This is a genomic window from Halorubrum sp. FL23 (assembly GCF_052439115.2).
Lineage (GTDB): Archaea > Halobacteriota > Halobacteria > Halobacteriales > Haloferacaceae > Halorubrum > Halorubrum persicum.
Genome location: NZ_JBQVRO020000015.1, coordinates 1 through 13381, shown reverse-complemented (window position 1 = coordinate 13381; position 13381 = coordinate 1). Strand labels below are relative to the sequence as shown.

Annotated in this window: 12 protein-coding genes, 2 tRNA genes and 1 pseudogene; 8 read left to right on the top strand and 7 right to left on the bottom strand. The window is 70.2% G+C overall.

The features are described 5' to 3' along the window. Position 1: 1 nt before the first annotated feature. Positions 2–1453: a M28 family peptidase gene (locus ACT4MF_RS15280; protein ID WP_444683277.1), complete on the bottom strand. Its 1452-nt coding sequence runs from the start codon at positions 1451–1453 to the stop codon at positions 2–4. 91 nt (positions 1454–1544) lie between these two features. Here ACT4MF_RS15280 and ACT4MF_RS15275 point away from each other — a divergent pair. Next, a tRNA-Gly gene (locus tag ACT4MF_RS15275) sits at positions 1545–1615 on the top strand. 149 nt (positions 1616–1764) lie between these two features. Here ACT4MF_RS15275 and ACT4MF_RS15270 read toward each other — a convergent pair. Beyond that, the gene (locus tag ACT4MF_RS15270) at positions 1765–3177 is read right to left on the bottom strand and encodes a KaiC domain-containing protein (protein WP_444683276.1); all 1413 of its coding nucleotides are present in this window, start codon (positions 3175–3177) and stop codon (positions 1765–1767) included. Positions 3178–3298: 121 nt separating this feature from the next. Here ACT4MF_RS15270 and ACT4MF_RS15265 point away from each other — a divergent pair, with 121 nt between their 5' ends. Both ACT4MF_RS15265 and ACT4MF_RS15260 read left to right on the top strand, forming a co-directional pair. Continuing rightward, positions 3299–4126, top strand: coding sequence for an NAD(+)/NADH kinase (locus ACT4MF_RS15265; protein WP_444683275.1), 828 nt, complete (start codon positions 3299–3301; stop codon positions 4124–4126). Positions 4127–4178: 52 nt separating this feature from the next. After that, positions 4179–4856, top strand: coding sequence for a TVP38/TMEM64 family protein (locus tag ACT4MF_RS15260; protein ID WP_099255246.1), 678 nt, complete (start codon positions 4179–4181; stop codon positions 4854–4856). A 271-nt stretch (positions 4857–5127) separates the two neighbouring features. Here the strand turns inward: ACT4MF_RS15260 and ACT4MF_RS15255 are convergent, their stop codons facing one another. The 3 genes from ACT4MF_RS15255 to aspS form a co-directional block, all read right to left on the bottom strand. Continuing rightward, complete coding sequence (locus ACT4MF_RS15255; RefSeq protein WP_444683274.1) at positions 5128–5862, bottom strand: DUF4382 domain-containing protein; 735 nt, start codon at positions 5860–5862, stop codon at positions 5128–5130. A 1-nt stretch (position 5863) separates the two neighbouring features. Further along, positions 5864–6178: a hypothetical protein gene (locus tag ACT4MF_RS15250; protein WP_099255244.1), complete on the bottom strand. Its 315-nt coding sequence runs from the start codon at positions 6176–6178 to the stop codon at positions 5864–5866. 256 nt (positions 6179–6434) lie between these two features. Next, positions 6435–7739: an aspartate--tRNA(Asn) ligase gene (gene aspS, locus ACT4MF_RS15245; RefSeq protein WP_099255243.1), complete on the bottom strand. Its 1305-nt coding sequence runs from the start codon at positions 7737–7739 to the stop codon at positions 6435–6437. Positions 7740–8267: 528 nt separating this feature from the next. Between aspS and ACT4MF_RS15240 the strand changes: the two genes are divergently transcribed. Then, on the top strand, positions 8268–8579 hold the full coding sequence (locus ACT4MF_RS15240; protein ID WP_099255242.1) for a hypothetical protein: 312 nt from the start codon (positions 8268–8270) through the stop codon (positions 8577–8579). A 25-nt stretch (positions 8580–8604) separates the two neighbouring features. Here the strand turns inward: ACT4MF_RS15240 and larC are convergent, their stop codons facing one another. Continuing rightward, on the bottom strand, positions 8605–10083 hold the full coding sequence (larC, locus tag ACT4MF_RS15235) for a nickel pincer cofactor biosynthesis protein LarC (protein WP_444683273.1): 1479 nt from the start codon (positions 10081–10083) through the stop codon (positions 8605–8607). 205 nt (positions 10084–10288) lie between these two features. Between larC and ACT4MF_RS15230 the strand changes: the two genes are divergently transcribed. Next, on the top strand, positions 10289–11455 hold the full coding sequence (locus tag ACT4MF_RS15230) for an inorganic phosphate transporter (protein WP_099255240.1): 1167 nt from the start codon (positions 10289–10291) through the stop codon (positions 11453–11455). A gap of 54 nt (positions 11456–11509) precedes the next feature. Here ACT4MF_RS15230 and ACT4MF_RS15225 read toward each other — a convergent pair whose 3' ends face one another. After that, entirely contained in the window at positions 11510–12178 is a 669-nt protein-coding gene (locus tag ACT4MF_RS15225; RefSeq protein ID WP_444683272.1) for an undecaprenyl diphosphate synthase family protein, read from the bottom strand. A 90-nt stretch (positions 12179–12268) separates the two neighbouring features. Between ACT4MF_RS15225 and ACT4MF_RS15220 the strand changes: the two genes are divergently transcribed. The 3 genes and pseudogenes from ACT4MF_RS15220 to ACT4MF_RS15210 form a co-directional block, all read left to right on the top strand. Then, a complete protein-coding gene (locus ACT4MF_RS15220) occupies positions 12269–12799 on the top strand; it encodes a DUF8056 family protein (protein ID WP_099255238.1) in 531 nt (176 codons plus the stop codon). Between the two features lie 26 nt (positions 12800–12825). Next, positions 12826–12909: transfer RNA gene (locus ACT4MF_RS15215), tRNA-Ser, on the top strand. Positions 12910–13304: 395 nt separating this feature from the next. Continuing rightward, positions 13305–13381 (top strand): annotated as a pseudogene (locus ACT4MF_RS15210) (superoxide dismutase); the annotation flags it as partial.

Genomic DNA, 13381 nt, shown 5'->3' with positions numbered 1-13381 from the left:
GTCACTCCCACCCGGCGGGCCACAGGTCGGCCGCGCGCATCCCCGTCTCGAAGTCGGCCTCGCGAAGCGCGGCGATCAGGTCGCCGCGGTCGAGCCGATCCACCTCGCGCTCGGGGGCCGCGAACTCGGCGACGAGGAGGGCGACGAGCATCGCGTGCTCCCGAACGTTGCGGTCGTCGACCTTGTCGCGGGTGTCCGCGTGCGTGTGCCCCCACCCTCGTCCCCGGTCGCCGGAGTCGCTGTGGAGCTGGAGCGCCGGCACCCCGCGCCGGACGAACGGCCACTGGTCGGAGAACGGATGCGGCTCCACGTCAACCGTGATCGGGTGATTGGCGCCCACCGACACCGCGTCGGCGACCTCGGCGGCCGCCTCGGAGGCGTGCGCAAGCGCCACGAGGTCGCGGAACCGCCCCGCGCCGTCGACGTTGACCACGCCTCGGATCCGGTCGAGATCGAGCCGCTCCGCCAGTTCCTCCGCGCCGAGGAGCCCCACCTCCTCCGCGCCGACGGCGACCACGTCGACGCCGATCGGGAGCGCCGCCTCGGCCAGGATCGCCGCGGCGGTCACGGCGGTCGCGATCCCGCAGCCGTTGTCGAGCGCGCCCTCCGCGATGTCGTGCGCGTCGTAATGCGCGAGCAGGAGTAGCCGCTCGTCGGTTTGGGGGCCCACGTGACCGACCACGTTCCGGCTCTCTCCCGGCTCGGTCGTCGCCTCGACCGACAGGTCGGCGGTCGCCGCGGAGTCGCCTTCCGTCGCTCCGCCTCGCCCGTCCCCGCCGCGACCGTCGACGGCGTACTCCCGGAGCCACGCGCCGGTCTCCTTCGAGACGCCGACGGCGACCGCGTCGGCCTCCTCGCCGAACGTCAGCGACCCCGTGGGCGGGAGCTGGCCGTCGAGGTGGTTGACGAAGATGAACCCGAGCGCGCCCGCGTCGACCGCGTAGCCGAACTTCTCCATCCGGTGGACGAACCGGCTCCCCTCCGGGGTCGTCGTCGACGCGACCGCGATCCGCCCCTCGACCGCCCGCTCGTCGATCTCGGCGGGCGTGCCGTAGCCGACATCCACGAGTTCGCCGGTGACGCGTCCCGCGGGCGAGTACGGCAGGGCGATCGCCTCGAACTCGCGGGTCGTCGCCGCGCCGTCGCGTCCGGGCGCCGTCAGCCGGAGCGTCGCGCTCTCGCGCTCCCAGGCGGCCATCTCGAACGGCCTCGTCTCGATGTCGGCGAGCCCCGCCCGCGCGAACGCGTCGGCGACGATCGCGGCGGCTCGGCGCTCTCCCTCGCTGCCGGCCATCCGACTCCCGAGCGCGGTCAGGTTGGTGAGGAAGCGCCGCGGCCCGTCGTCGGTCCACGTTCGGCCGAGCGCCGGCGCCAGGGCGGCGCGTCGCTCTCGGACGCGCTCGATGGCCGCTGGATCGGCCGATACGTCCGTCTCGTTCGGCTGTGAGTGCATGGAGACGACTCCGTCGGCGGCGGGTTAAGGGTGTGGCTCCCGGCACCCGAAACGCTACGTTCAAGTGTGACGATTCGGTACGTTCGAGTGCGCACCGTTGGTCCAGTGGTAGGACATTAGCTTCCCAAGCTAATAGCCCGGGTTCAATTCCCGGACGGTGCACTCCCGACTGACTACGTCAGTCGACGGTTGCCTCCCTTGGGTCGGCAAACTCACTTCGTTCGTGCACCGTCCGTTGTCACGCTCGCTCCACTCGCGTGACTCCCGGACGGTGCATCTTCTCGTGTGGCTCTGTCACGGCGAGCGCCGGGTTAGAAGATGTTCGCCTGTCCGTACACCGAGATGCCGGTGTCGGTGATCTCGTACGGCTTCGACTGCCGCGAGTGATTCGCGTCGCGGATCTTCTGGATCTCGACGGCGAGACGCGTCTCGCGGAAGTCGGTCCCGCGGATGTACTGGAGGACGAACACCCCGTCGGTGAGGTACTCGACGATCCCGTGGCGAGAGGCGAAGGGGTTCTGCTCGCTCGCCTCCGAGGTGAGCAGGGTGGTGACCCCGGCCTCCTTCAGCGACCGGGTGAAGCCGAACACCTCCGAGCGGCGCTTCGCCGGGTGGTCGTACATCATTTCGAGCAGGGAGACGGAGTCGAGCACGAGCCGGTCGGCGTCGAAGTCGGCGATGAGCCGGGTGAGGTCGTTCCGGATCGACGCCAGCGAGTTCGCCATCTCGATCGGGTCGATAGCGACCACCGCGAGTCGGTCCTCCGCCGCGTGCTCGCGGAACGACCACCCCTTCTCCTCGGCCGTCGAGAGGATCGACTCGCGGGTCTGTTCGAGGGTGATGTACACCCCTTTCCGACCGGCTTCGAGCGCCTGGTTGAGAAACTGGAGCGCGAACGTCGTCTTCCCGGTCCCGGCGCCGCCGATGACGGACAGGAGGGAGCGGCGCGGGACCCCGCCGAGGATCATCTCGTCGAGCCCCTCGATCCCGATGTCGGTGCGGTCGATCGACGACTCGAACTCGTCGGGATCGACATCGAACTCCGAGGACGCGTCCCCGCCTTCTCCGCCCTCAAAGTCGCCGAAACCGACATCGTCCGGCCCTCCCGACGCCCCCGCCGCGTTCCCCCTGTAGCCGCCGAAGGGGTCGGCCGAGCCGCCTCCGGTCGGCCCGCCGTTCTCAGCGCTACCTCCCCCCTCGTCGAACGGGTCGTCCTCACCGAACGACTCCCCGCCGAACCCCCCGGATCCCGTCGGGTCCGCGGTGTCGCTCCCCGTCGATCCGCCGTCGAAGGGATCCTCCCCGCCGAAAGAGCCGCCACCGAACGCATCGCCGCCGGACGTATCGGCTTCGGACGCCTCGTCTCCGAACGCGCCACCGCCGAACGGGTCGTCATCGGCGGCGACACCGCTGTCGGGGGGCTCGCCGTCGGAGTCGTCATCCCCGAACTCGTCCGCGCCGAGGCCGCTATCGACATCGCGCGAGGAGTCCCCCTCTCCCTCTCGGATCCCGCCGAACGGGTCACTGTCACTCTCGTCGTCGCCTTCGTCGTCCCGCTTCTGGCTCCGTTCCCCGCCGGCTTCGTCCTCGCCGCCCGCCTCGTCGGGTTCGGCGCCTTCCCCGCCTCGGTCTCCGCTCGCCTCGTCCCCCTCCCCGTCGTCGGCCGCATCGCTGTCCGCGTCGTCCTGCAGCGCGCGCTCGAACCAGTCGTCCTCCTCGCTCATGGTTCCAGTCGGCCGTGGGGGGTCGACATGGTTCAGGCAAGGCGGGCCGACGGCTTGAAACTTTCCGGAACCGCGGTCCGATGTCCGCATCCTTTTGTCCGGTGGCGAGAATCGGTGGCGCATGGAGGTCGGAATCGTGGCTCGGAAGGGAAGCGAGCGCGCGGTCGCCGTCGCCGACGAGCTGCGCGACGCGGTCGTCGGCGCCGGCGCATCCGTCTGGCTCGACGCGGAGACCGCCGACGCGCTCGACGATCCGGAGGCCGGCCGGGCGGTCGCCGCCCTCGCTGACTGCGACCTCGCGGTCGCGGTCGGCGGGGACGGGACGTTTCTCTTCGTCGCGCGGAACGCCGAGGGCACCCCGATCGTCGGCGTCAACCTCGGCGAGGTCGGCTTTCTCAACGCGGTCCCCCCGGAGGCGGCCGAGGAGGCCGTCCTCTCGGAGGTCGCGGCGTTCGACCGCGGGGAGATGGACGTGCGGGAGGCGCCGCGGCTCGCCGCGCGGACCGACAGTTGGACCTCGGTCCCCGCGGCCAACGAGATCGTTATCCAGAGCGGGCGACGCGGTCCGGGCGCCGGGATCGACTACGAGGTCCGCGTGGACGGGAGCCGGTACGCCGGCGGCCACGCCGACGGCGTCCTCGTCGCGACGCCGACCGGCTCGACGGCGTACAACCTCTCGGAGGGCGGGCCGCTCGTCCACCCGGGAGTGAGCGGGCTCGTGGTCAACGAGATGGTCGCCGAGGAGGGAATGCCCCCGCTCGTCGTCGACGCCGACGCGACGGTGACCGTGACGGTCGAAGGCGTCGAGGAGGCCGTCGTCGCCAGCGACGGGCGGAACGTGACGACCCTCACCGCACCGACCGAGGTGACCGTCGATCGAACGACTCCGCCGATGCGGATCGCCGGCCCCCAGTCCGACTTCTTCGAGGCGCTCGGGAAGCTGTCGTGACTCCCCGGAGCGCTCCACAAAGCGTTTATTGCCCGAGGAGACACCATCGCTCGTGAACCGTCGAACCGGGGCCGTCGGGTACGTGCTCGCGGGCGTCGCGCTGGCCGCGATCGCGTCGGCCGCGTGGGTCGTCTCCCCCGAGGTCGTGCTCGGACCGCTGACGTGGCTCGCCGACGACCCGGTCCGATTCGGCGCCGCGCTGGTCGCGCTGACGGCGATCAGGCCCCTCCTCGCGTGGCCGACGACCCTGCTCGCCGTCGTCGCCGGCTTCGGATACGGGTGGGCCGGACTCCCGATCGGCGTCGCCGCGATGGTCGCGACCGCGCTGCCGCCGTACTGGCTCACGCGGGCCGGGCGCGTCAGAGCCCGAGAGGGGTCGCGGATCGCCGATCGGCTCTGCGGCGCCGGCGAGCGGCTTGCCGAGACCACCGGCGGCGTTCGGGCCGTCACCGCGATCCGGCTGCTACCGATCCCCTCGGACGCCGTCTCGGTCGCCGCCGCCGGGTCCGGGATCCGCCTCCGGTCGCTGGCCGTCGGCACGGCGCTCGGCGAGTTTCCGTGGGCGGTCATCGGTGTCGCGATCGGCGTCTCCGTCGACCGGCTCGCGTCCGGCGGCGTCGCCTCGATCGACCCGACCGCGATCGTCGCGATGGCCGGCCTCGGAGCGCTGTTGCTCGCCGGACCGCTGTATCGGACAGTCGTAAGCGACCGCGCGTCGCCGACCGCCTGACCGGCGTTGGCACTACGCGCGTCGACGTGGTGCGTCGTACCGAACGAAAACCCGACCGTCCCGCCGCGATCGACGTGACGGGACGGTCGAACGGGTCGTGTGCCTCCGACGGGGGACCGATGCCGACGTGCATTCCCCTGGTCCCCGAATCCCGGGACCGCTCCCAGCCCTGACCCCGAAGCCGTGGCCGCCGATGGCCGGGACGGATATCGTCCGGCGACCGGACCGCGGCTTCAACGGGGGACCGTGGGGGAACGCGATGCGCCGCTGCCTACTCAGTCTCGTCGTCGCTCTCGTTGTTGTCGTCGGTCTCGCCGCCGTTCGTCTCCACGTAATCGACCTCGATCCCGCTCGGAACCGGTCGAAGGAGGTATCGCCCGTTGCCGCGCCGGACCGGAGCGAAGTCGGCGGTGAACACCGTTCGGGTGTTCTCGCGAACGTCGAACTCCGCGTTGAACGTCAGCGGGGCGTTTCCCGGCCGATCGACCTGAGCCTCGTCGCCGCCCTCCAGCGTGCCCTCGACGCCCGAGATGTCCAGCTGGAGGAATCGGTACGTCCCGACGGACAGCTCTCGCTCGTCGATCAGCTGCGTCTCCCCGTTCTGGAGCTGAACGAGGTCGGCGTCCTGCGGCTCGTCGAACTCGTGATACTCGCGGCCGGAGGGGTCGCCGTCGCCGGCCTCGTCTCCGTCATCGCCGTCGTCGGTCTCGTTGCCGTCGGCACCGTCCGTCGGGGCCTCTCCGTCCGTCGCGTTCCCTTCGTCAGTCGCGTTCCCGTCCGCGCCGCTCTCGGCGCCCTCCGGCCCGAGCCAGATCCCCTCGACGGTGACCACGAGCGACTCGAAGTCGCCGATGTCGGCGGGCTGGTCGGTGACGGCGGTGGCGAGCGTCCCGGTCGCGCGGCCGACGCAGCCGGCCAGCCCGGCGGCCCCGAGCGCCGCGGCGCCGGTCGCCTGCAGGTAGGTCCGCCGGTCGAGCGCGTCGAGACTGGAAGTGGTGTCAGTCACGCTACACCCCCTCCTCATCGTCCGAATCGGGCCCGCCGCCGGAACCGGACCCGTCGTCGGTCCCGGTTCCGTCGCCGGCCACGTCGCTCACGTTCTCACCGAGGTCGTCGGCCTCCCCGGAGAGGAAGTCGTTCACGCTCTGCAGGATGTCCCCGACGAACTCCGGTACCTGCTCCGGCAGATCGCTCGGCGGCCCCGCGTCCCCCGGAGCGTTGTCCGGTCCGGGCGTCGCCGCGACGGCGCCGGCGGCCGCGCCGGTCCCGATCAGTACCACCGTGGCGAGCGCCACGAGCAGCGTCGTTCGGATCGCGTTCATGACGGGTTCCGCTCGGGGCGCTGTCTGCTTTAATACCCCAAGCGGTTTAGCCGACTTGTGCCCGATTTAATTCGGTTTAGGCGGCGGGAACAGCGCCTCGACGGCGGTTCGGCGAGAACGGCGCGCTACTTATAAAAGAATACGTCGGGTGGCCACGCGCGGTGGCTCGGCCGCGGACCGGATCAGCGAAGCGCGTCTGCGCGCGCCGGCCGGGGCGCCTCGGGTGGGGCTCCGGCCCTGCGGGGTGTCGACTCGCTCAGGGCTCCAGCCGGTTCGGGTCGCGCGGGAACATGATCGCCTCCTTGATGTTGTCGAGGTCGGCGACCTTCTGGACGAGCCGGTCGATCCCGAGCCCGTAGCCGCCGTGGGGCGGGGTGCCGAAGCTGAGCGCCTCGATGTAGAACTCGAAGTTGGCCGTCTCGACGCCCTCCTCCTCCATGACCTCGACCATGCGGTCGACGTCGTGCTCGCGCTGGCCGCCCGAGGAGAGCTCCTGCCCCTTGTAGATGAGGTCGAACTTCCGCGAGGCGATGTCGTCCCCTTCGACGTCCTGCATGTAGTAGAACTTCTCGTCGGGGTAGCCGACGACGAAGAACGCGGGGTGGCCCTGTTCCTCGAAGTGCTCGCCGAGCAGCTTCTCGCCTTTCGTGTCGAGGTCGGTCGGGTCGTCCGGGAAGTGGCCGAACTCGGTTTCGAGGATGTCGAGCGCTTCGTCGAAGGTGATCCGCGGGAAGTCGTCCTCGGGTACGTCGAGGTCGACGTCGAGCAGGTCGAGCTCGCGCTCGGCGTTCTCGGCGACCGCGCGGAGCGCGTGGCGCAGCGACTCCTCCTGAACGTCCATCACGTCGTCGTGGTCGTCGATGTACGCGAGCTCCACGTCGAACATCGCGATCTCGGAGACGTGTCGGGAGGTCGCGAAGTCCTCGGCGCGGAACGCGGTGCCCGTCTCGTAGACGGCCTCGTACCCCGACGCCATCAGCATCTGCTTGTACAGCTGGGGGCTCTGCGACAGGAACGCGTCCTGGTTGTAGTAGAGGATCGGGAACAGCTCGGCGCCGCCCTCGGCGCCGCCCTTCGAGATGAGGGGGGTCTTGATGTCGACGAACCCCTCGTCGTCGAACCACTCCTCCATCGCCGTCATCAGCTTCGAGCGGAGGGTGAACACCGCGAGCGTCTCCGGTTTGCGGAGGTCGAGCGCGCGGTTGTCGAGCCGAGTGGAGAGGTCGACCTCGATGTCCTTCGAGATGTCGAGCGGGAGCGGCGAGTCCGCCTCGTCGATGACCTCGTACTCGGTCGGCGCGATCTCGACGCCGCCGGGCGCCTGATCGCTCTCCAGCGGCTCGCCGACGACGCGGACCACGTCCTCGGCGCCCACGTCCTGGACGGCCTCGAACAGCTCCGGCTCGCGCTCCTCCTTGAAGACGATCTGGATGAGTCCCTCGCGGTCGCGCACGATGAGGAAAACGAGGCCTCCCAGGTCGCGGATTTCGTGGACGTGGCCGGCGATGGCGACCTCGTCCGCGTCCGGTTCGACGTCCGACGTGTGGATTCGCTCGATCATGACGGTGACTGCTTACGCGCAACTGGTCGGGCGTTCGTCATAGGCCTGTCGTCTCGCCCTCGCCGGAACCGGACGATCTGGGACATCTGCACGGGATTTGTGGTCGCAGTCGGGGTCGCCGCTCACGACGTGTAAGCGAACAGTTACCAATGCTCGCGGCCGCCACAGGTTTAATATCTCTCCGATAAACCGAGTCACCAACGGCGCGTTGCGCCGCCGGAATTCACGTATGACCCGCTTCCGTTCCGCCGCCTCGGCGTCCGCCGCCCTCGTCAGCGGCGCGCTCCTCGGCTGGAACGGCTACGGGATTCCGGAGACACGGTCCGTCCGCCCGACCGCGTGACGCGCGTCGGCTGGGGGAGTTCCCCGCGGGACGGACCACCGCCCGACTTCTCCAGCCGCCGCTGTGTCGCCCACCGACCGCCGGACGCGACCGTCCCCCCTCGCGAGCGTCGGGTCCGTCTCGGACGGAGCCGCGTTCGAGGCCGCGGACCGGTCCGCACCGCGTTCGACTCGCGGCGAGGGGTTATGGCAGCCGCCATTCACACGCAGACCGTGGAAGCGACCGTCATGGTGCGCGTCTCGCAGGCCGCCACCGGCGACCTCGTCGCCGGCGCCCGCGCGCAGTTGGAGCGCGTCGACGGCGTCGCCGTCGAGGACCTGTCGATCGCGGGCCTCCAGCCCGGGCTCAACGACACGACCGTCGAGGCGGTCGCGACCCTCTCAGTCCGGGGCGGGGACCGACCCGCCGATGCGTTCACCGACTGCGTCGCCGACCGGCTGGCGGACGGGTTCGGCGTCGAACCGGAGCGCGTCGAGCGCGTCGACCCGCCGGGGTGACCGGAGCGGTCTCAGCGGGTAACGCCTACTCGCCGATCCGGTCGCGTCCGTCCCGCTCCGCCCGGCGGACCACGTCCCGGATCGGCAGCCCGGTCGCCTCGGCGACCGCGGCGGCGTCGTCGTACTCGGCGCTCACGTCGTACACGTCGCCGTCGACGGTCGAGGCCACCTTCACGGTCACCTCGTGCTCGTCGCCGTCGACCGAGACGACCGCCGTCTCGAAGTCGCGTTCGGCGATCCACCGGTGGGTCGCGCCCGACTGACGAACTCCGAGCGTGCCCGTCTCGCGAGCGAGCCGCTCCGCGACCGCCTCGGCGTCGTCGGGCTTGCAGATCACCGTCACGAGATGGCCCGGGCGCGACTTCTTCATCGTCGTCGGCACGATCGTCACGTCGCGCGCGCCGGCGCGTTTGAGCGTCTCCTGGAGCCCGCCGAGCACCTCGGGGGAGGCGTCGTCGAGGTTCGTTTCGAGAACGGCGATGTCGTCGTGGACGAGGCCGCCGGCGCGGTCGTCGGGAGCGCGGGCGGCGTCGCCGCGTCCGTGAGCGTCGCCGCGGGCGTGCCGCTCATCTCCCGGCTCGCGCCCCTCGCCGACCAGCGCCCGGAGCACGTTCGGATACCGGTCAAACGCCGCGTCGCCCGCTCCGTAGCCGGCGGCGTCGAGGTCGAGGTCCGGGATCGCGTCGACGCCCTCGGCGACCGCGGCGAGGATCGCGGCGCCCGTGGGCGTGAGCAGCTCGCGGTCGACCGGCCCGCCGACCATCGCGAAGTCGGCTCCGGACGCGATTTCGGTCGTCGCCGGCGCCGGAACCGGGTAGACGCCGTGGCTCATCTCGACCTCGCCGCCGCCGGTCGCGACCGGGGTCGTCACGACGCGGTCGGGGTCGAGGTCGTCGAGGAGCAGCGCCGCGCCGACCACGTCGGCGATCGCGTCGTCGGCACCGACCTCGTGAAAGTGCGTCTCGTCGAGGTCGGTACCGTGGACCGAGGCCTCAGCGCGACCGAGTCGCTCGAAGGCGTCGAGCGCGACGGACTCAACCGAGTCGGGGAGACCCATCGACCGGACGAGCGTGACGACCTCGGGGTAGCTGCGGTGGACGCCGGCTCCTTCGGCGTGCTCGGGGTCATCGTCGGTGTGCTCCGCGTCGTCGTGGTCATGCGTATGACCGTGCTCGTGGGCATGGTCGTGCTCGTGCGTATGGTCGTGTCCGTGCGCGTGGTCGTGCGTATGGTCGTGTCCGTGCGCGTGGTCGTGCGTATGGTCGTGCTCATCCGCACCGGAACCGCCGGCGTCGTCGCCTTCCTCGTCGCTGCCGCCGTCGAGGACCACGTCGACGGTCGTCGCCCGGATTCCGTTTTTCGTCGCGTCGCCGACCTCGTACCGGACCGGAAGCCGGTCGCTCACGGGCGCGAGGGCGTCGGGGTCGGCGCCGGCCGCGATCAGCGCGGCGCAGATCATGTCGCCGGCGGCGCCGGTCCGACCGTCGAAAACGAGCGTTCGCATGTCTGACCGGAGGCAACCGCGAGACAAATACTCCCGGTATCCGACTCTCCGACGGACCGCTCCGTGTCCGAGCGTTCGACGGTCGTTTCGATCCCACCGATCGCCGGTCGTGGGTGCGTCTGTCGCGGTGTGAGCGGTCGTGGCTGCCGCCGTCCGGATGTAGAAACCTGTTCGTTTAACCCATCGTGTGTCGTTGTGGGTGTATATGGTTGAGGTCTTACTTCTCATCGGGTTCGTGGTCGCGGCGTTCGTCGGATACAACATCGGGGGCGCGACGACCGGGCCGGCGTTCGGCCCGGCGGTCGGCGCGGACGTGATCTCGAAGTCGGGCGCCGCGGCGCTGATGTCGGTGTTCTTCTTCATCGGCGCGGGGACGCTGGGACAGCGCGTCGTGACCACGCTCGGCGAAGATCTGGTCACCGGCGGAAACGTGTTCACCCTGGAGACGAGCATCGTCGTCCTCTTTTTCATCGGCGGCGCGCTGTTCGTCGGGAACTTCGCCGGAGTGCCGGCGTCGACGTCGATGACGGCCGTGGGCGCCATCGCCGGGCTCGGACTGGCGACCGGCACCCTCGATCGAGCCGTGATGGGTGAGATCGCCATCTGGTGGATCGTCGCGCCGATCATCGGCTTCTGGGTCTCCGGCGTCGTCGGGCGGTACTTCTACCCCGCGATCGACAGCTGGGTGGCGATCGAGAGCACCGACGGCGCGCTGTTCGAGGTCGACCGATCGGGGATCGTCCCCAAGCCGGTTCCGGGCCCGAACACGACGCGACGCGAGCTCGTCGGCGGCTTCGTCGTCATCGCGATCGGCTGTCTGATGGCCTTCTCCTCGGGCACGTCGAACATCGCGAACGCGATCGCGCCGCTCGTCGCGCTCGACAACGTCGAGATGACGCCGATGATCCTCCTCGGGAGCGCGGCGGTCGCGGTCGGCGCGTTCACGATCGCGCGCCGGACGCTCGACACGCTCGGCAACGACATCACCGACCTCCCGCTGACCGCGGCGATCGTCGTCGCCTGCGTCTCCTCCGGGATCGTCATCAGCCTCTCGGCGGTGGGGATCCCGGCGTCGTTCGTCATCATCGCGACGATGTCGATCGTCGGTCTCGGCTGGGGGCGCGCGACGCGAACCGTCACGGTCCGACAGGGGATCAGCGGCGAGAAGGAGCCGAAGGTCTCCGTCGGCGCGCTGAAGGCGGACGAGACGGGACCGATCGGCGAGGGCGACCCGACCGACATCCCCTCGGCGTCGGACCTGTTCAATCCGAGCACGAGCGCGCGCGTGGTGCTGATGCAGAACGTCGTCCCGATCCTCTCGACGGTCGGCGCGCTCGTCACGTTCACGGTGCTGTTCCGGTTCGTCTGGTAAGACCTCGACGCGCTCTCGGCGACGGGAACGCGGGAGCGCGTCGCCGCCCCGCGATCACCGACCGAACCGGCGCTGGCGGTCCTGAAAGTCGAGGACGGCGCGAAGGTAGTCGCGTTTTCTGAAGTCCCGCCAGTTCACGTCGGTGAAGTAGAGCTCGGCGTACACCGACTGCCAGATGGCGAAGTCCGAGAGCCGCTCCGCACCCGTCTTGATCACGAGATCCGGCTCCTCGGGGAACACCAGCCGGTCAGAGACGGCGTCCGCGTCGATCGACTCCGGATCGAGGCTGCCGGCCTCCACGTCGGCCGCCAGCTCCCGCACCGCGGCCGCGAACTCGGCCTTGCCGCCGAGCCCGACCGTGATCCGGATCGGCGCGTCGTCCGGTCGGTCGCCGCGCGTGCTCCGTCCCGAGTCGCTTTCGGGCTCGAGCGCGCTCCCGTCGCGCGTCGCGTCCTCCGGCCCGCGAACGACGAGCGGCCGAGGGGCGTCGACCTGCCGGAGTTCGCGGACGAGCGTCGGGACGACGGCGGCGTCGAGCACGGACACCGAGACGGTGACGCGCGCCGCGCCGTACTCGAAGGCCCACCCGAGCGCCGCCGAGAGGGTGTCGAACGCGCCGTCGGCGAGGAGGTCGCGCTCGGTGATGACGATCGCGACGTGCTCGGGCGGGTCGCCGTCGTGGAGGCGGTGGCGGACGGCGAGGTACGTATCGTACAGACCCACGCCGGAAGGTCCCACTGCGGAGTATAAAAGCCCCGTCACCCGGAACGTCGCGACGAGGGGTTTAATTCGCCGTCGGCCGTAGCGATGTCGATGGCAGACAGCTACCGCGGGGTGTTCGGTGCGATCCCCTACGCGATCCGCGAGACGGAGTCGTGGACCATGCGCGTCTACGGCGTGATCGGGGCGCTCGCGGCCGGGCTGATCGCGACGGTGGTCACCCTCGCGCTCATCGTCTGGATGGCCGAAACCGCGGAGGTACAGGGTGGGACGTTCCTGTTCTCGCGGTCGCTGTACGTGATCGCCGGCTTCGCCGCGGTCGCGCCGCTGCTCGCGCCCCTGCTGTTCGTCGCTCGCCGGCACCGCCGCGGCGACCCCGTGAAACCGGGATACGATCGAAAGCTCGCGTACGCCGGCTTCCTGTTCCTCCTCTCGCTGTACGCCGGCATGATCATCTCCGCGCCGGCGGAGCTCCGCGACCCGACCGAGTCGGTCGTCGTCAGCGCCCTCTACGGGCTCCCGCGGGTCGCCGGCGTCGTGCCGCCGATCCTCGCCGCGCTCAGCGTGTTCGCGATCCACTACCGGCTTCGGGGGACCGCGGCGACCGACACCGACACCCCTTAGTCGGACGCCCCCGACGGTCCGGGTGCGGTGGGATGGCAGAGTGGCCTATTGCGCCGGTCTTGAAAACCGGTAGCCTCACGGCTTCCTGGGTTCGAATCCCAGTCCCACCGTCAGCGCGCGACGCACTTCGCGTCGCGCGCGTTTCGCACAAGAGATTCGAAGCCTGCGAGTCGCAGCGCCCGAGCAGAGCGAGGGCGACCGTCTCGCATCGGTTCGAATCCCAGTCCCACCGTCAGCGCGCGACGCACTTCGCGTCGCGCGCGTTTCGTCCAGAATGACGGGAACCCGTTCGCAGGTTGCCTCAGGGAACCGCGTCCAGATTCATCTCGGAGCGACGCCGAGCGCGACCCACTTGCTCTCACGAACTCGGATCGGCCTGAACCGCGAACCCAGCGCTCTCCGCCCGTGCTCCTCGATACGATGTCACGTCCGATGACGCGTGGTATCGTATGCCGCATTATCTTTAACAGCGTTCCCGAACACGTTATAGACAGGTGATACAACAATGAGCTACGAACTCGATCCGCTGCCGTACGATTACGACGCGTTAGAGCCGCACATTTCCGAGCAGGTGCTGGAATG